Source organism: Flavobacterium pedocola (assembly GCF_053764385.1).
The window spans coordinates 92,969-113,914 of sequence record NZ_JBSNCR010000006.1; the positions used below are offsets into that span (position 1 = coordinate 92,969).

A 20,946-nucleotide genomic window follows, 5' to 3' on the forward strand; every position below is an offset into this window, starting at 1 on the left:
AGGAAACTGCAAAGGGATGACCTAATTATATAGGAATAGTGTAATTATTTTTGAGCATACAATAAACCAATTAATATGATTATGCTAAAAAAATTACAACGCAACAAAGTAGTAGATTACTTTGATTCCAAAAAAAGAGACGGACTGCTTCAGGCAACGTTTCTTGTTTTGTCGTTTTTTTGTTTGACAGATGGTTTTTCCCAAACTACATTAATTAATCCGGCAACGGATGGAGGGTTTAATACGGGAGCAACATTTGAAGCAAACGGATGGACTGTCGCCAATGAAGGGACAGGAATTATTAAATGGGTGGTTGGGTCTGCTGTTAACTCAGGAGCCATCACCGGAAATTCTGCCTATATTTCTGTAGACAACGGCGTAAATAACACTTATGCTGGTGCTGCACAAAACAGAGCTGTGTATTTTTATCGTGATGTGGTTATACCGGCAGGTCAAACAAACATTGCTTTAACATTCAACTGGAGAGCTGGTGCTAACTCATGGCAGGTTTATGCTGCACCAACCAGCGTTACACCGGTTGGAAGTGATACTATGCCTACCTTTTCAGGGTTTCCTAATACAGCTCCTCTTGCAGGCGCAACTCCTGTAGTTCTTGGTGTAATCAATGGGACTACAGTTCAGAAAGCTACCGGATTCCTTCCGGCCAGTTTTGCAGGAACAACAGTACGTTTGATTTTTATGTGGTCCAATAATACTGGAGCAGTAAACCCTCCGTTGGCTATCGATAATATTTCTTTGGTTTCCAGAATGGGAGCTCAAACGGTGAGTTCAATAGCATCAGGTAATTATTCAGATCCTGCTACATGGGATATGGGTTATGTGCCTTCCCCTACGGATGATGTAGTTATCAATGGCGGTCATACGGTTACTATCGATAACAGAAATTTAGGTGTTGAAAATTTATTTATTGCAGGGGCCGGCGCGGTTCTTCAATTTGGAGTAGATACAGAAGAGTTTTCGGTTAATACTGATTTATTGGTTAGTGGATCCGGTGCAAGATTCAATGTATATAACGGAACCAGTGGCCGTTCCTTAAAAGTAGGTCATAACATTGACTTAACTTCAGGCGGTAGATTAGACATATCTGTCGGATCAGGTTCGATAGGTGCAGGTCAATTGGATTTAACAGGTTCAACTGTTCAGACCATTACATCAGACGGAACCGGTATTTTCGGAGGAACTGTTATTGCTTCGGGAACTACCAATACTTCCGGAATGATTAACCAATTGAATATTACTAACAACAGTACCGCTAATCCTAATGTGGTTTGGAATGTAAACAATGTTAGAGTTAAAAGTGCTTTACGCTTAAATAAAGCAAGAGTTGGATTAGGAACCAATAAAATCATTTTAGGGAACTATGGCACTTTAAATACGGTAGTTGCTCCTTTCGGAAACGGATTTGTCGGAGGTATCGTTTCAAGATGGTATCCAACCAGTAATACAGGTACAGCGGTAAATCCGGGAACAGATCACAACCCGAATGCAAATGGTTTTTATCCTATCGTGAACAATACAGGGAAAAACAGATCGGCTTATATAATCAGTCAGGGAACTGCAGCCACTACTGCAGGTGAAATTGAAATTGCTTATACAGATGCCGGCACCATGACAACAGGTTTGTCTGTTGCTGATGGGGCTTATACTGTAACAGACCGTTATAACGGAAACTGGGCAGTTACTGCAGCAGGTTCAGGAGCAGGTACTGTTTATGCGAATGCTGCCGGAACTTTTACTTTCGGAGCTTATGCTACAGGTGCTTATGAAACTAACGACGGTACTTCAAGAATTATGTACAGCGGATCAGCTGTTACAGGTGAACATATTAACGGGACTACAACTCCGTTTGCTTCAAGAAAAACCATTTCTTTGGCAAACTTAGTTGCAGCGCCTTTTTATTTAGGTATAAATACAACTTCGGTTTTAGGAACAACAGGAATTACTTCAGTTGCTTCAGGAGATTGGAATACTCCTGCAACTTGGTCTACTAATTTACCACCTACTTGTAATGATATTGTAAAAATCGCTGCGGGCCATACCGTAACAAGCAATAACACTGCAGTCGCTGCAGGCTTGACTATTGAAGCAGGAGCAACATTAGTTAAAGCATCTAATACTTTAACCGTTGGATGTACAAACAATAATGCAGTTTTTGCTAACTATGGTACTTTAACGGTATCTGGAGGAACTTTAACGGTTAACGGAGGTCTTTCTCATAAAGCGGGAAGTACTTTTAATCAAACAGGAGGTGACATCATCATCGACAGTAATGCAGGTGGTGTTGCGGCTAATAGTGTGGGAGTAGGAGGAAGTTCTCTTAAAATAGAAACTTCATCGCTAAACTTAACTAATGGTACCATTACAATTGTAGACCCGCTAATCAATAATGCTGTGGCTACAACTGCAACTTCAGGACCTGATTTTACTGTAAATACACACGGAGCTACCGGTAACTTTACCAAAACAACAAATATAGCTTCTACTACAGGTGCTACTGTTATTCAGATGAGTGGTTTTAACAGTAACCAAGCAATATATGGAGTGGGACAGGTAGTGTCCGGAACCGGAATTGCTGCAGGAACTACAGTTACTTCAGTTGCTCCTGTAAATGGTACAAGTAATTCTCCTATTAATATTGGTTTGTCATTACCAACTACTGCAGACATTGCAAGTGCGGCTACTATTACTTTTTCCTCTATGAGCAATGGTTGTGATGTTATCAATTTCCCAACGTCCGGAAATTTTGGAAATATTGCTATTGGTCAGATTGTTTCAGGACCTGGTATACCTGCAGGCACAACTGTGGTAAGTTTTGGTTCAGATTTAAGTGGTTTTGCGGGTGTTAAATTGTCAAATGCTGTTACCGGATTGGGTACTTCACCAATTGCAGCACCTCAATCAATTGCATTCTCTGGAGTATCCCAAAACTGTTCTGTTATAATTTTAAGTGCAGCTAATCCGGCAATCACTGTTGGTCAGGCTATCGGAGGGACTGGAATTCAACCAGGTACTACCGTTAGTGCAATTTCAGGAACAAGATTGGATTTATCATTACCAACAACTGCACTTGTTACAAATCCTGTAACCTTAAATTTCTATGACGGAAACTTAGGAAGCTTTGCAGTTTCCTATAACTCTCCTAACAATTATGCGGCAGGAGCTAACCATACATTACAAATTGGAGATGGTGTTTCTACCGATAAAGCAGCTGTGACCACTAATGGGTACTTATGTAACTTTGCTCAAGGAGGAGGGTTATTATCGTTAGGAAAATTAACAGTTAATGCTTTAGACGGTGTAAACAGATTTTTCAATACCGTAAATACTTTAAACGTACAGGATACTTTCACAATCACTACAGGAAGTGTTTTCAAAAAGACGGTAACAACCGGTTCATACTATTTTGGAGGAAATATTGTTAATAATGGTACTGCCTTCATGAATACGTCATCGGTAACACTTGGTAACTTTATAAATGGAGCAGCCGTGGCTACCAATTCAGCTCAAACGATTTCAGGTACTGGTGCTTTTTATAATGCATTGACTACAAGTGCTATAGGTGCTGTGTCATCATTTACGATTAATAATACCAGTACAGCGGGTGTAACTATTGCTATTCCTGGTTTCAGAGTGGTTTCATCTATTACGATGACAGCCGGTATTATCCATACTTCAGCAGCTACTCCGTTATACCAAGGAAATCCCGATTTGTCATTTGGAACTGTAATCACGGGTAACTTTAGTGATACTTGTTATATTGAAGGTCCTTTCTCTAAAGGAGTTCCAACAAATGGTACCAATGCAAATTTTGTACTTTATCCAGTAGGTAAGACTTCATACAAGCCAATATCTTTAGCCGTTACCGGTGGTGGTGATTTTACAGCGGAAGCTTTTGATGCCAATGCAGGTACTGCAGCTGGAAATATGGCTAACTTAAGCACTACTTCAAGATGGAAAGTAACCAGAAACGGAAGTTTAGGAACGTTGGCTGATTTTAATGTTAGAGTAGGGGCTCCGGCTGTTGTTGCTAATAACATTATTGCTCAGGCTTCAACGGATCAGGGAACGTATAACAATTTAGGAGCAGCTACATTTGCAGCGGGTACTCCAAATACTATTACTACAAATGTTGCTCTAGCAGGAGCTTCGTTCACAGGCTTCTTTGGTTATGGAACAGATCCAAACTGTACTACTGTTAACCCTGGAAATACAATTGCAGATCAGTCTTATACTCAAATTGTTCATACACAAAGAAGTACTGCATCAGGTATTGTAGCCGGAAATGCTACAGTAACTCTTGGTGCTGCAGCAAACGCTTTAATCGTTCCGGGCTTAACTGTAACCGGAAGTGGTATTCCGACAGGGACTACTGTAGTTTCTGCAGCAGGAACTACCCTTACATTGTCTCAGGCGGCTACTGTTTCCAGTACATCGACTACACTTTTAACATTTACTTCAGTTCAGACTCCGAACCCATTGTGCGGAACGCAGGCTGTAACCTTGAAATTGCAGAATGCTACGGTTGGTAACGGTGTTACGTATCAGTGGCAAAGTTCTGTAGACGGTACGAATTTTACAGCTATTTCATTAGCCAATTCAGCTACTTATACAACGAATCCTACGGCATCATTATATTACAGATGTGTGGTAACATGTCCTTTCGGACCGGTTTCTGTAACTTCAACACCGGTTCAGGTTGTATTCTCGGCCAGCATTACATCTGCTACAGGTGGGACATCTTGTACTCCAAGTACTCCGGTTACTTTAAATGCATCGGCTTCTTCAGGAACTATTACTTGGTATGATTTACCGGCAGGTGGAACAGCTTTGGCAACCGGTGGAACTTATGCTCCGTCTCCGGCTGCAACAACAACTTACTATGTAGGGGCTGAGTCTGCAGGTACGGCTTATACAGCAGGAAGAGTATTTTCAGGGACGACTTCATCTTCAACAGATTTCAGCGGTTTGATTTTCAATGCAGAAACAAACATCAGATTGAATTCCGTTAAGATTCACCCTAAACAAACAGCTCCGAATCTTCCACAACCGATTACAATCAAACTATTTGATAAAAACGGTAATCAGGTTCCGGGAACTGCAGCTGTTACCTATACACCGACGGTAAACACAGGTGCATTCAGTGCAGGAATTTTTGATGTGGTTAACCTAAATTATAACATTCCGGCTGGTAGCGGATACAAACTTTTAGTAGTTTCCGGATTATCTTCAGCCAATGCAATCGGTAAAATCGGTAATGAAAATGCTCCTGTAGGAATAGGTTCCTTAAGTGTTACCGGTAGTGTGGCAGGTTTGTTTGCTACTCCAAATCTTGATTATAACAATTTCTTTGAATTGAATGTTACGGATATCTGCAGCGCTCCAAGAGTAGCGGTTACGGCAACTGTTGGTAATACTCCAGCACCAACCGGAAACGCATCTCAGGATTCTTGTACAACCGGAACTATAGCTGATTTTATGGTTAACGGCGGAAGCGGAGCTACTTTTACTTGGTACGATGCTCCAAATGCAGGAAACGTTTTACCGACATCAACAACAGCGGTTTTAAATACAACTTATTATGTTTCTCAAACCTTAAATGGTTGTGAAGGACCTAGATTTTCGGTCTTGGCTCAAGGCCCATGTTTAGGAACTAATGATTTTGAAATTGCGGAATTGAAATATTATCCGAATCCAACCTCAGATCAATTGACAATAACTGCAAAAGACATGATAACCAGAGTTGAACTATACAATATGTTAGGTCAGCAAGTGAGGGTTTTAGAAGCGAATACTGATACAATTCAATTGAATTTAGGCGCGTTAACCGCATCTACTTATTTGGTTAAAGTGTATTCAGAAGACAAAGTACAATCCTTTAAAGTAATTAAGAATTAAGGATATGAAGCCAAAGTAAGGCAATCGAAACGGTTGTCTTACTTTTTCATATTTAAGGATTACACCCCAACAGATATTTCACAATAAAAAATTAGAGAAATGCAAAAAGAACCATCAACCTTATCAAATTGGATGTTTGCTTTTAAAACCTTCCTGAATTCAGGAATGCGCTTTGAAGTTAGCTTCCTAATGATGTTAACCTTTGGATTGTTTTCCAATACTGCTTTTGCACAGCTGCCATTAGAAGATTTTAATAGTGGTATACCAGCTACTTGGGCAATTACTGGAAGTCAAACCTTTACCAATAACTGGGTGCCCACTGCTCCAGCAGCAGGATATTTGGGTACGCCGGGAGCTATGGTAAATCCATCATTAAATAACACTGTTGGTACAACAGCAGAATATTTTTTGATTTCACCACAATTCACCACACCTACAGATACTGAAATTCGCTTCTTTACCAAGCAAGGGAGTTTTACTAACAGAGGTACGGTTTATCAGCTTAGGTTATCCACTGCAAGTCAGCCGGATATTGCCAGTTTTAATGTGGTTTTACAGTCCTGGACAGAAGCACAATTAAACGTTTCTGCCACTACATGGGAAGAAAAGATAGTAACAGTTCCTTCCATTCCTGCAGGAATACCTGTTTATGTAGCTTTTGTGGCTATAACACAACAAACCGGGACTACTGCTACCAGCGGAGATACTTGGTTTGTAGATAACGCAAGAGTAATTTCAAGCTGTTCTCAAGTAACAGGAATCACTTCGACAATGTCAGCCAACGGTGGACTGATCGGCTGGCCCCATTCTTCAGCAACTAACTTTGAAATTCAGATAGTTCCTCAAGGAGCGGGTATTGCAGCTTCAGGTACGCCGGTAAATGGTTTATCCTATAATGCAACGGGTTTAACCGATGGTACTACATACGATGTTTACATCAGAACAATTTGTGATGCTACAACAGCAAGTGGATGGGCGGGTCCTTTCCCGGTTACAACATCAAGATTAGGTTTGGATTGTAGTACACCTCTCGTTATTTCACCCACTCAGGTAACAACAACAGGATACACTTTAAGTACGAACTTAAGCACGTTCCATCCATCACCAAATTACACACCCATGAATTCTCAGGGGTTAAGTTGTCAGCCTGTGGGTCAAACCCAGAACTTGTTGTTAGGGGATCATGCCTTTTTATCCTATACACCAACGACTTCAGGTTTGGTTAACGTAAGTTTGGCGACGAATGTTAATTCAGCTTCTCAATGTTATAACAGTCTTGCAAGTGTTTTTATTTTCGACAGCTGTACCGGTATCGGTACTACTGCAAACTGTTTAGGGGGGCTTGCCGTAGGCAGTACTTCCAATAATGGAACACAAGGGCAACTTCCTAACGTGTATTTGCAGGCGGGGCAGACTTACTATTTTGTAATTTCTTCGCCTTATCAATATAATGCTGCGCAGCCTGGAGCCAGTATTTGTTTCACTTTTACATTATCACAACCATCTTGTCCTACTCCGGCAGGAATCTCTTATGATAACTTAACACAAACCAGTGCAAGATTCTCATGGGGTAACCCACAGAATTTAGTGAGTAACTGGGAGTATATTGCAAAACCGGCTTCGCAGGGAGCCCCAATTGCTTCGGATGTTTTAACGCCAACAACTACTAACTTAAACAATCTGGCTGGTGGGCTTACACCGGATACGGCCTATAATTTGTATGTGAGATCAGTATGTAGTGGGACACCGGGAGCGTGGAGTAATGCATTTCCGTTCCGAACATTATGTAATGTTTTTCCAACACCATATTCTACAAACTTTAACACTGCAACTTCCACTAATCCGGAGCCATGTTGGACGATATTGGATTTGAATGGTGACGGGTCACAGTTCGTTTATTCTACTGATGCTTCACCAGGAGCTCCACAAGGTAATCTTGCGAGAATTAATACAATGAATTCAGGTACACAAACCAATGATATGTTAATCTCGCCTCAGGTTCATTTGGATGGGGTTGTTCAAAAACAACTTCGCTTTAAATTTAAAGGATTTGGAGGGTATACCAACAGTACAGGCTATGTTTTAGGAGAATCTTCTTTCTCGGTTAAAATTTCTACAACAGGAGTGGGGGCACCTAGTTTTACCAGAGTGTTAATACCTCTTGCTACATACGAAACAGGAAACAACTGGATGGAAAGAATCGTGGCTATTCCTGCTGATGTAGTAGGGGATATCAGCATTGCATGGCATGTAGAACCGGGTCATCCTCAAACATCAACGAATTTCTATGTTGATGATGTTAAGATCGAAGATTTACCGGCTTGTTCTCCACCACAATATCCAGGCGTAACCGCTGGCTCAATTACACAAACCCAAGCAGAGTTTTACTGGACAAACGGTATTAATAACTCGCAGTGGGAAATTGCCGTACAACCTTTAAATTCTGGTGTTCCTACAGGAAGCGGAGAATTGGTTAGTGCCAATCCGTTCCTGAAAACAGGTTTAACACCTTCTACTCGCTATGAATATTACATCAGAGCTTATTGTTCTGCAACACTTCAGAGTGAATGGGTTGGACCAGTACGATTTAATACATTGTGTGATGCACAGCCTGTACCATATTTCGAAAGTTTGAATGATAACGACTTAAATACCAAGAAGTTCTGTTGGTCGGTTGATAACAGAAATAATGATGGCGGCAGATCCCAATGGACTATAGATGCCACTCAGGCAACAATAAGAGGTAGAGATCTTCCTTTCAATCCTTTTGTATCTTTTGACGATTACCTGATATCTGCTCAGGTGAACGTAGTGGGGACAAAAATGTTGAAGTTTAAATGTAAAGTGAGTGCCGATATTTTTAACCCTGAGCAAAGAAGTAATTTTGAGGTTTTAATGTCGTCTTCCCCGAACATGAGCAATCCAACGGTATTGATTCCTGCTCATGATATTACAAATGGTGAATACGAAGAAGATTTTGTGATTTTTACCGGAACAGGACCTGCTTACTTTGCATTCCACGTCCCGTCAACTGTAGTTCAGCCTGTTAATACAGGAGTACTTTTTATAGATGATTTCAGTATTGAGGACGCTATCGCTTGTCCGGCTCCTTCAGTGTTAACAGCTTCTAATATTTTAACAACGTCTGCAACTTTGAGTTGGACACCAGGATATCAGGAAACACAATGGCAAATTGTTGTCCAGCCTGTAAATTCCGGTATACCGACAGGTTCGGGAACAGTAGTTAACACAACCCCGACTTATAATGCAACAGGCTTGGCTCAAGATACAATATATGAGTATTATGTTAAGGCTATTTGTGGTTCTGATCAGAGTGTATGGATCGGTCCATTTAGATTTGAAACCGCATGTAATGTATTGTCAACACCATTCCTTGAAACGTTTGAAACAAATTCTCCAACAGAATCTTGCTGGACAATTGTAAACAGTAATTTAGACGGAAATCAATGGGATTTGAATTTGCCGGTGAATCCTATTTTTGGAGAGCAAACGGCTGCTTTGAATTGTTATACAAACGGTAACAGTAATGATTGGTTGATTTCTCCAACATTAACAGTACAACCAAATCAAAGATTACGCTTTTATTACAAAAGTCATTATGAGCCTGTAATCGGGAATGATTTAAAAGTTAAACTTTCAACAAACGGAACGGATATTTCTCAGTTTACGACCACTCTTTATGATACGGACGTTACCGGAACCATAAATAATACGGAAGTAAGGGAAATGGTAATCAACCTTACCGGTATTACAGTTCCTACCAATATTAATATTGCATTTCAGGTGCCGCCAGGTACACCGGGTCCTGAAGGTTTAAGGGGATCATATGTAGTAATCGATAATGTAATTGTTGAAAATATTCCGACATGTCCGTCGGTAATTAATGTTGTTACCAATGTTAATAGCATTACTGATACGACAGCGCAAATCGATTGGCAGACAACCGGTTCTGAGACGTCATGGGAAATTTCCCTTCAGCCTTACGGAACGACTGCTCCGGTAGGAAACACGCAGCCGCAATACTTACGTACAACGACTGTGCATCCGTATACATTAACAGGACTTACACCTTCCACGCGTTACCAATATTATGTAAGAGCAATTTGTGGCGGTAGTTCACAAAGTGCTTGGGTTGGACCAATCGATTTACTTACTAAGTGTGATTTGTCGAATATATGCCAATACACGGTTTCGTTATCAAACGGAGGCGGAGCTCAGGCATACCAGGCTATAGATGTGGTGCAAAATGGTGTGGTACAGCAATCTCTTACTTTCCCGAGAGTGGCACCTAACCAGCCAACTGTTATTGATTATGATGTGTTCTTGTGTAGAGGAATTGAATGGAACTTGTATTGGCGAGGCTCCGGTAACGGACTTTCATGGCCAAATGCATCGATAACAATCAGAGACTATACAGGAACTGTGGTTTATAGCACTACACTTGGTGCACAAGCAATTAATACCAATGTTTATACAGGAGTTTCAAATTGTAGTGCAGTTACATGTGCGCAACCTACTAACGTTACTGTTAATAATTTAGGTGTGCTTTCATGGACTCCGGGTGGTTCAGAAACACAATGGGAAGTTTTTGTACAACCGTTAGGCTTAGGAGCTGTTCCTCAGACAGGTGTTCTTGTAACGGGTACACCAAGCTATACCCCAACAGCTTCAGATTTTCTTAACCCTACAGCAGGAACTAACGAATTCTTCGTAAGAGCAGTTTGTAGTTCAACCGATAAGAGTTATTGGACAGGACCATACGTGTTCATTAGAAATGATGAGCCTCAGACGGCAATCGTTCTTCCTGTGAACACAAACGGAACTTGTGATGTTAAAGGAACTAAAGCTACCTTTACCAGAGCAAACGCTTCTAGTGAGCCGACCTCTTGTGGAGGCGTAAACGGAGGAGATATCTGGTACCAATTCGTGGCAACTTCGAAAATTCAAACTGTTGAATTAAGCAATTGGACTCCAGGTAGCTGGTGGACGAACGCAACCCAGGGAGTTTGGCCTAAGATTATGTTATCTTTATATGAAGTACAACCGGATGGTTCTCTTGTAGAGAAAGCTTGTAGCGATAACAACTCGTTAACTACGATGTATTCATCTGAGCTAACTGTTGGTAATACTTATAAAGTAAGAGTTAAGCTTAATGAGACAATTAGCTCTCCTAAGATGTTTGATATTTGTGTAAGCACTCCGGAAAATACTTGTGATGTTAGTAATTTCAATTACAGTTTTGAAAAACTACCAATGCAGTCTACAACGAGCGTCGCCACGATTGTAGAATCGGAGGTGGTTCCGGGATGGAGAACCAATACTGATTTTGGTACAATTTTCTTCCAGGAGGCATCGGGTTCTGCTTCGGTAGTTCCTTATGATGGGACTCAGTGTATTCAGCTAACGAACGATTCAACAGGTTCATGGAATCCGTCCGATCCTAATATCAAAGGGACCTATACCGATATTCAAACGCCTGCTGAGGTTCAAAAAGTGAAATATAGTTTTGCTTCGGCAACCAGAAGTACTGCAACCGGTACAACTGTAGAATTGTGGGCAGGGCCGCCATCAGGTCCGTTTACGATGGTAACAGAGCATTTTTCAGCTTCATTGATTTGGAGCTTAAGAACGGGAACGTATACTGTTCCTGCAGCACAAACCGTAACAAGATTTATTTTCAGAACAAGAGGCCATATAAATGGTCACTTATTGGATGCTGCTAAATTTGTTGTTGATACTGATATTGTTACACCTGATCAGACTTTAACCTGTGACAGAACTTCGGTAAATGTTACCGCTTCAGGACAGGGAGAATGGGTTGCTGATGCAAATAACCCGGCAGTAACTATAATCGAGACACCTACTGCTTCCACAACGGCTATTTCAGGATACAATACACCGGGCGTGTATACTTATTACTGGAAAACACGCTACTGTGAAAAAGCAATAACAATTACATATGAAGGTTTCAGCGGAACTCCTTCGGTGACCTCACCGGTTACGTATTGTACCAGTCAAACAGCTACGGCCTTAACAGCCACAGCGCCTTCAGGCTATACACTAGTATGGTTTACGGATCCGGTAACAGGTACAGGAGATACAAATGCTCCGGTTCCATCAACCGTTACAGCAGGAACAACAACTTACTATGTTGCTTTACAGGATGCAGGAGGATGTGTTGGACCAAGAATTCCAATTGTTGTGAACGTAAACGAATTGGTGATCCCGGTAGTTGGGTTTGCTTATGACAGTGAAATGTATTGTACCGGCGGAACCGCTCCGATAATGTCAACAGATGCAGGATTTACAACGGGTGGTACTTTTACAGTTACACCTACAGGATTAACAATCGATGCTGCAACAGGAGCAATCAATCTTACCACGAGCGCACCGGGTGTTTACACCGTGACTTATTCGGTAGTGGAACAAGGTTGTAATCAGGCAGGTACGGATAATGTTATCATTACGATCAATGAAGCGCCACAGGTTGCTGTCGAAGATTATTGTGAAAACCAATCCTTATTGTTGGAGGCTAATCCGGTAGACGGTTCATTCGATCCAAATGCGGTTGACTATACCTGGACAGATGAAAACAATTTAACCGTTGGGACAAACAGTGCCATCTTTAATGTAGATGAATATCTGGCGCAAAATCCATCAGTTGATTTCCCTGTAACTTTTACAGTTACTGTGGATGCAACGGGATGCATTGCTACTCAGGATTTCCAGGTAACCAGCAGTCCTTGCAGAATTATACCAAGAGGTATTTCTCCGAACGGGGACGGTGATAACGACAGCTTCGATCTTACAGGATTGAATGTAAAAGAATTGATCATTTTCAACCGATACGGTATGGAAGTGTATTCTTTCGGTGCGGGATATAAAAACGAATGGAATGGTTTGTCCAACAAGGGCGAAAAATTACCGGACGGAACGTATTTCTACAATATCGTAAAAGGAGATAACTCAACGGTTACCGGTTGGGTATACATCAACAGACAATATTAAAAACTAATAAAAGCGGTCTGCTTACTAAGCTAAGCAGACTGCAATTATTAATGCAATACAAGTTGAAAATGAAAAAAATATATTTTGCAATACTAGTGTTGAGTGCAATTACCACAAAGGTGCAGGCACAGCAAGACCCGCATTATACACAATATATGTATAACATGAACGTGGTCAATCCTGCGTATGCCGGTTCTAAAGAAAATTTAGCTTTAGGACTGTTATACAGGGAGCAATGGGTTAATGTAGACGGAGCACCAAAGACAGCAACATTTGCTGCACACAGTCCGGTTGGGAAAAATGTAGGTTTAGGACTTTCGATTGTTTCAGATAAAATAGGACCAGTTGAAGAAAATAACATCTACGGAGACTTTTCCTATACGTTGAATTTAGGAGGGGAACATCGTTTGGCAATGGGTTTAAAAACAGGGCTTACGTTCCATAAAGTTGGTCTTTACAGCGATATTGGTGATGGTTATGTACCGCAACCAAATGACGTCGCGTTCAGTGAAAACATCAGCAATACTTATTTTAATATCGGGAGCGGATTGTTTTACTATACCCAGAAATACTATTTGTCTTTTTCAATTCCAAATATGTTGGATGCCAAGCACCTTGATTTACAGGTTAATGGTGATCAATACCAGTTTGGAAGTGAAGTACAGCACTATTTTTTAACAGGAGGTTATGTGTTTGATTTGTCAGAAAATACAAGATTTAAGCCATCATTCATGTTGAAATCGGCATTTAAAGCGCCAACTTCTTTAGATGCATCGGCTAACTTTTTGTTCTTCGATAAGTTTGAAATCGGGGCTACTTACAGAATTGAAGATTCCTACGGTGCTATGGTTAATTATCGTATAACACCGTCATTGCGTGTGGGTTATGCCTACGATCACATTGTGTCAGAATTGAAAGCCACTACAAATGCTTCTCATGAAATCATGGTGTTGTTCGATTTGAATTTCCCTAAAAAGACATCGATTTCTCCTAGGTATTTCTAATCAAAAGAAGGTAAAAAATGAAAAGAACATATATACAACTAAGTTTCTTGCTGTTAATGACAACGGCTTATGCTCAAAACAAGGATTCCAAAAGAGCCGATCAGTTTTTTGAAAGCTATCAGTATGTCAACGCAATTGAAGAATATCTGAAATTAACGGATAAAGAATCGGCCTCTCCTTATGTGGCGAAGCAATTGGCGGACAGTTATTACAACATCAACAATATGATTGAAGCAACTAAATGGTACGCTAAAGCTGTAGAAAATAAAGCAGAAGCTGAAACCTATTTTCGCTATGCACAAACATTAAGAGTTTTAGGGAAATATGCGGAAGCCAACACTCAAATGGATGCTTTTGCCGCAGCAATGCCTTCGGATTCAAGAGCTAAAGAACACAAAGCGAACCCTGATTATATTCCGAGTCTGTCCAATAAAGACAAAATGTTCGACATCGCGGAAACCAATATCGGTAAAAAAGGAAGCAATGATTTCGGAGCGGTTTTGTCCAACGATAATACGGTTTACTTCGTAAGTACAAGACAGACCTCTAAAAAGAAAGATAATTGGGACAACAAACCCTATCTGGATATTTTTCAGACAACCCGAAATACAGACGGGAGCTTATCCGAGCCCACTGAAGTAAAAGAATTAAATACTGCTTTTCATGACGGTCCAATAACCATCAGCAACGATGGAACTACTATGTTTTTCGCACGGGACGGCCATAGTGAAGGTCAGTTTCAGAAGAACAAAAACAACAACACAAAAATTGGTCAGCAGGGGCTTTACAAAGCCACAAAAGTAGGGGGTAAGTGGTCGCAAATTGAAGCGTTACCTTTTAACAGCACAAGCTATTCGGTAACCAATCCGAGTTTGAGCAATGACGGGAAAACGCTTTATTTTGCTTCCAACATGCCGGGAGGTTTCGGCGAATCGGATATCTGGAAAGTGGCAGTAGACGGAAACAGTTACGGGAAACCGGAAAACATGGGCGCTGCTGTTAACACACCGGGTAAAGAAAATTTTCCTTTCATTACAGAAGACAACGTATTGTATTTTGCCTCATCCGGTAAACAGGGCTTTGGCGGATTAGATGTTTTTAGAATGGATTTGAACACTTCCGGTCAGCCGCAAAATGTCGGGAAACCGGTAAATACAGAAAAGGATGATTTCGCCTTCAGTTATAACACAACTTCCAAAGTAGGTTATTTTTCTTCAGACAGAAAAGGTGCCGATGCCATTTTTGAAGCGAAAGAAGTATGCGAAGCCGAAGCAATTGCCGTAGTGACCAATAAGAAGACAGGTGCTGTTTTAGCAAATGCTTCTGTGGCCATCACTGATGAAAGAGGCAATGTAATTCAAACAAAACAAACGGATGCCAGCGGTAAAGTATCGTATACTGTAGCTTGCGAAACCGACTATGCTTTCCAGGTGAAAGCTGAAAATTTCGAGTCAGCTGTTTTCCCGGTTAGCAAAATCAAATCAGGTCTGGCTGTAGTTGACGCAAAACTATCACCGGTTGAAGTAATTATTACCGATACCGAAGTGATCTTGAACGATGTGTATTTTGATTTCAACAAAAGTAACATAACCACAAGAGGCGCCGAAGAACTGAACAAGTTGGTAATGGTGATGAAGGACAACCCGACGATGGTGATTTTTGTCAAAGCCCATACCGATTCAAAAGGAAAGGCTTCGTATAATCTTAAATTGTCTGATCAGAGAGCACAGGCAACCGTTGAGTATGTTATTTCAAAAGGAATTGCAAGAGAGAGAATTAGTGGTAAAGGATTCGGAAGTTCTGTTCCGAAAGTGCCTTGCGGTTCAGATTGTACAGAGGAGCAACACGCTCAAAACAGACGTTCTGAATTTATGATTGTAAAAAAATAGACTTTTTAAAAGATATTTTTAGGACTATATACCTTAGTGTGAGATTGTTCCGCTGAGTGTTTTAATAAAAACCCCAAAATGGCTAATCTCTGTTTTTACAGGGATTAGCTATAAGTCTTAAACAAACCTGATTCAATGAAAAAGATTTTATCATTACTAGTTGTACTAATTTTTGCCAATTCAGTTTATTCCCAGAATCAACCGAATGACTGTGTGAATGCCATCACAGTATGCGGAAACGGTACTTTCAGTTCAAATGCCGATGGGATAGGGAGCATACAGGAAATTAGCGGATCATGTAGTAGTTTTGAACATAATACAATCTGGCTGAGAATTAATATTGTACAATCGGGTACGTTGGGATTCGACATTATTCCCAATGATACTGATATTAATGTGGATTATGATTTTTGGATTTTTGGCGCTAACAGACCTTGTAACAGTTTAGGAAGCCCTATCCGATGCAATACGACTAACCCTGCATTGGCTGGATTGCCTGATAACCATACCGGTTTGAATCATATAAATACATCCACTACAGCCGGACCTGGAGCAAATGGGAACGGTTATGTATACAGGCTCGATGTGATTGCAGGGCAATTCTATTACATTGCAATAGACAGACCGCATGGTGACGGAGGATTCGAAATTCGATGGAACGGAACAGCCATGAATGGTTTAGGTGCTTTTCCTACTCCTCCGACTGCGAACCAAATACCGGATTTAATTACTTGTAGTAGTTTGCCAAACTCAGGGATTTTCCCTCTTTATTCTGTTAGAAGTCAAATAAATTCCGATCTGACCAATAACACAATTACTTTTCATGCAACGTATGCCAACGCTGTTGACGGAGTTTCTCCGTTACCGGATATTTATGGTAATGTTTCTAATCCGCAGCGTATTTATGCCAGGGTTACTAACAATGTTGGAAAATGTTTTACAATAACTGAGTTTAATTTAAGAGTGGTTCAATTACCAACGGCAACCATTTCCTTGTCAAGAACTCAGGTGTGTACCGGTGAGAATGTTACAGTAACTTTTACAGGATCTCCTGGAGTGACAGTCGAATACAGGATCAATGGGGGAGCTATACAAACGGTTATATTAGATTCAGCCGGAAGTTATCAGTTAACGGAAACAGTTACCGCCAACCGAACGTATTCTTTAGTTTCTGCTAAGGTTTTGAACAGTAGTAATGCCATAGTTTGTTCACAAAATTTAAATGAAACAGAAACCGTAACGGTAAATCCTTTACCAACTATCAGCGGGAACTTATCAATTTGTGTCAATGGAACTTCACAATTAACCGGTTCGGGAACACCGGCAGCTGTTTCTCCGTGGACATCGTCTAATACAGGTGTAGCCACAGTAAACGGAACAGGATTGGTTACTGCTGTTGGGGTAGGAACTTCAGTTATTACTTATATGGACAGTAATGGTTGCTCAAATACAACAACAGTGACTGTTAATGCTTTACCAACAGTAACAGGTACAGCTACTATTTGTGCTAATGCGACAACACAGTTGACCGGTTCGGGAACTCCTGCTTCAGTTAATCCGTGGGTTTCTTCAAATACTGCAATTGCTACGGTTAATGCAGGCGGATTGGTGAGTGGTGTAGCTGCGGGAACTGTTACAATTATTTATACCGATGCTAACGGATGTTCTGCTTCAATGCCAATTACGATTGATCCTATTCCGACAATCAGTGGAACAACATCGCTTTGTCAGAATGCTACAACCCAACTGACAGGGTCCGGTACTCCTGCAACTTCCAATGCCTGGACATCATCCAACCCAGCTGTGGCTACAGTTACAGCAATAGGTTTGGTAACAGGGCTTTCAGGAGGTACTTCAACAATAACGTATACAAGCAATGGTGGTTGTTCCGCTACAACAGTTGTTACCATTAATGCTTTACCGACGATATCCGGATCACTTTCAGGATGTATTGGTACAAGTTCTCAATTAATCGGAACCGGAACACCGGCAGTCATTTCTCCGTGGGCTTCTTCAAATCCGGCAGTGGCTACGGTAAGTGCAAGCGGTATGGTTACCTCATTATCGGCGGGAACAACTACAATAACCTATAACGACGCCAACGGGTGTTCAAATACAGTAGTATTCACTGTAAATGCATTACCGGTTGTAAGCGGAACTAATACAATCTGTGTTAACGGGATTACTCAATTTACCGGTTCAGGTTCGTCTGCAGCTTCCAATGCCTGGACAACTTCCAATGCAGCTGTTGCGGTGGTTACTCCAACTGGATTGGTAACAGGTATTTCTGCGGGAACAACAACGATTACTTTTACAGACAGCAACGGTTGTTCCAATACGAGAAATGTTACGGTAAACGCTTTACCAACAATCAATGGAACGTTATCCGTTTGTGAAGGTGCAACAACGCAATTAACAGGCTCTCCTGCTCCTGCAGCGGTGAATCCTTGGGTGTCTTCTAATACTGCGGTTGCGACAGTAAATGCTACAGGTCTAGTAAGTGCTATAGCGACAGGAACAACTTTGATTACTTATACAAATACTAATGGATGTACAATAATAGCTACTGTTGTTGTTAATGCCTTACCAGTAATTAGTGGCCGATTAAACGCTTGTGTGGGAACGACTTCTCAATTGACCGGATCCGGTACACCTGCTGCATCAAGTCCTTGGAGTTCTTCCAATAACGGTATTGCAAGTGTTTCGAACAATGGATTGGTTACGGCTTTTGCACCTGGAACAGTAACGATTACTTATACCAACAATAATGGATGTGTAACTACTTCAAGTTTTACAGTCATTACAACTCCTATTGTAAGCGTAAATAATGTTACGGTATGTACCGGTGATTTGGCTACGGTTACTGCGACACCGGGTGTGGCGGGCATCTATACTTATGTTTGGACAGTGCCTACAGGGGTTGCCAATCCGGGTAACGTGGCAAGTTTCACTACATCAGTTGCAGGAACGTACAGTGTTGTAATTTCAAGTGGAACTTGTTCTAGTTTGAGTGCTTCGGGAACGGTTTCAAATTATGCAGTTCCTACTATAAGTGGTTCTGCTACGCTATGTGACGGAAGTACCACTCAGTTAACAGGTTCAGGTACACCGGCAGCAGTTAATCCATGGGCATCATCAGATACTTCTGTTGCAACTGTATCGAATACCGGTTTAGTTAGCGGAGTGGCAGCAGGAAATGCAGTGATTACTTATACAACAGTTAACGGATGTACTGCAACAACATCGGTTACGGTCAATCCGATTATAACACCAACCTTTAATTTTAGTACGACTTATTGTTCAGGTGTGACACCATCGCCACTGACCACTACATCATTGGAAGGAATAACAGGAACGTGGTCTCCTGCCTTTAACAATATGGCGAACGGAACCTATACCTTTACTCCAACAGCCGGACAATGTGCAGTAGCACCAGCACCTGTAAATATTCAGATTATTCAGGCACCGTTACTAACTGTAACCAATAATGCTCCAACACTGTGTGATGGGGAGAGTGTGAATATTAGCATATCAAGTACAGTTCCAAGCGCTACGTTTGCCTGGACAGCATCAGCAAGTAATATTAACGCTTCGTATCCTGCAAGTGGTGACGAGACCACAATCAATCAGGCTGTTCATTTGATAAATCCATTGATTAGCGGTAGCATAACTTTCAGTATAGCTTCGAGTAGTGCTAACGGCTGTCCGGGAGATATTAAACAAGTTACAGTAATCATCAACCCGGTTCCTACCATTACCAGCAATGTAGTGGTAGATACGGATTTGTGTACCGGAGAAACGGTTAACATCGATGTTACCGGTACGCCAAGCGGAACGGTTTTTAACTGGGTAGTACTTAATGCCAGCAATGCACAGGTACAAGGTGGTGTTACCAGCGGGACCAGTACTTCGGGAGATATTAACTTAGTGTTGATTGCGACTAGTGCAACTACATCCGGAACCATTCAGTTTGAGATTACACCAGTTAGAAACGGTTGTACGGGAACACCAGTACAGACTGCGATAGTAACGGTGAATCCAACACCTGGAACACCAATACCAACACCGATCTATGAGATTTGTAGCGGAGAATCCACCAATATTGTGGTGAACGCCTTTCCAATAATAACAGGTACTGCCCTTGAGTGGGAAGTAGTGAACGTGACCAACGTTATAGGCGCTACAAGTGGTACGGGAGCCGTTGGAATTCCTATTGTGCAGCAATTGTTTAATACTACAAATCAGATTGGTTATGTGACGTACCGAGTAAAATCAGTTTTGGGCGGTTGTTACGGAGCCAGCACGGATTACAGAGTACGTGTTAACCCGCTTCCGACAGTTACGTTAACCGGAGGAACAATTTGTATCGATGCTAACGGTGATGCATTCACTTCTTTAGTATTGGATACAGGATTAAACGATACTGACTATTTGTTCAGCTGGACCTTGAACGGTAACCCGATTGCGGGAAGCAGTTCAGTGTTGGTGGATGAGACGGATGAGTTAGGGGATTACAGTGTTATCATCACTAATATTACAACAGGTTGTACTTCACAACCGGCAACGGCTACAGTGGTAGGACACAATGTGGGTACTTCAGTAGTGCTGACTACAAGTATTGCCTTTCAGGATAGCGGTACGATTTCGGCAACGGTTGTAGGTGGTTCGGGAGATTACCTGTACTCACTAGATGGTGGGGAATGGCAGGAGTCTAACGTGTTCACTAATGTATTACCGGGAGAACATGAGGTAACCGTAACGGATATCTACGGTTGTACACAGTTAAGTGCCAACACCTTCCTGATCAACTATCCGCACTTCTTTACACCAAATGGAGACGGATACAATGATACCTGGAACATTTGGGATATCAGCGATCAGGCGAATGCTGAAATCCATATCTTTGACCGTTATGGTAAACTGATCAAACAGATTACTCCGGCAGGCGGAGGATGGGACGGAACCTTCAACGGACAAGTCATGCCATCAACCGATTACTGGTTCACATTGAAATTTGTGGATCCGACCACACAGACGGAGCGTGAATTCAAAGCGCACTTCTCGATGAAACGATAAATAGCATACATTAAAAAAGCCACTCGAAAGAG

General features: G+C 41.4%; 5 protein-coding genes. All 5 read left to right on the forward strand.

What is annotated here, in order from left to right:
• The first annotated feature begins 75 nt into the window (after window positions 1-75).
• The 5 genes from ACWPKD_RS13720 to ACWPKD_RS13740 all read left to right on the forward strand — a co-directional run bounded on the left by ACWPKD_RS13720 (window position 76) and on the right by ACWPKD_RS13740 (window position 20,914).
• Window positions 76-5,916, forward strand: coding sequence for an Ig-like domain-containing protein (locus ACWPKD_RS13720; RefSeq protein WP_455413261.1), 5,841 nt, complete (start codon window positions 76-78; stop codon window positions 5,914-5,916).
• Between the two features lie 99 nt (window positions 5,917-6,015).
• The gene (locus tag ACWPKD_RS13725) at window positions 6,016-12,945 is read left to right on the forward strand and encodes a choice-of-anchor J domain-containing protein (RefSeq protein WP_455413262.1); all 6,930 of its coding nucleotides are present in this window, start codon (window positions 6,016-6,018) and stop codon (window positions 12,943-12,945) included.
• Window positions 12,946-13,013: 68 nt separating this feature from the next.
• On the forward strand, window positions 13,014-13,949 hold the full coding sequence (locus tag ACWPKD_RS13730) for a PorP/SprF family type IX secretion system membrane protein (RefSeq protein ID WP_455413263.1): 936 nt from the start codon (window positions 13,014-13,016) through the stop codon (window positions 13,947-13,949).
• 17 nt (window positions 13,950-13,966) lie between these two features.
• The gene (locus ACWPKD_RS13735) at window positions 13,967-15,838 is read left to right on the forward strand and encodes an OmpA family protein (protein WP_455413264.1); all 1,872 of its coding nucleotides are present in this window, start codon (window positions 13,967-13,969) and stop codon (window positions 15,836-15,838) included.
• A gap of 135 nt (window positions 15,839-15,973) precedes the next feature.
• Window positions 15,974-20,914 (forward strand): Ig-like domain-containing protein, encoded by a 4,941-nt coding sequence (locus ACWPKD_RS13740; RefSeq protein ID WP_455413265.1) that lies wholly within the window; start codon window positions 15,974-15,976, stop codon window positions 20,912-20,914.
• The last annotated feature ends 32 nt before the right edge of the window (window positions 20,915-20,946 follow it).